We start from the raw sequence: 431 nt of genomic DNA on the forward strand, positions 1-431 counted from the left end.
TTGTAAACCTAACTTCTCTCCAAATGTATCATAGAGATAATATTCTAATATTTGCACACTAAATTTCTCRTTACGCCCAAGTGCAAATAATTCCCGATCTTTAGCTACGATAGTATCTAATGGAATCACCACATTATCMACTATTTTTGTAATTTCAATTATATTACTTTCTACGTTTACTTCTGTTTTAAATTCAATATTTTCTAATACTATATGTGAACGTCTTCCTGATGCAAAAAAAGTAAAGTTAGGGTTTTTAAAAATTCCAATTTCACTCTCTAACGGATATAAATATTTATAAATTATATCTCTGTGTCCATCTTTTATTATTTTTTCATCTTTTTCATCATCTAAATATTCTTTCACCTTCGCTGCGAACTCAAATCGAAAATCCACTCTTTCACGCTCCCTCTTTTTAGTCTACGCTAATA

Annotated in this window: 1 protein-coding gene; it reads right to left on the bottom strand. The window is 29.1% G+C overall.

Translation table 11 applies throughout. The features are described 5' to 3' along the window. Nucleotides 1–396, bottom strand: a 396-nt coding sequence (locus tag AC1DJR_RS33590; RefSeq protein WP_002031084.1) for a DUF3942 family protein, incomplete at its 3' end; no start/stop codon positions are given. Nucleotides 397–431 lie beyond the last annotated feature (35 nt).

Source organism: Bacillus sp. 05T31, assembly GCF_056396725.1.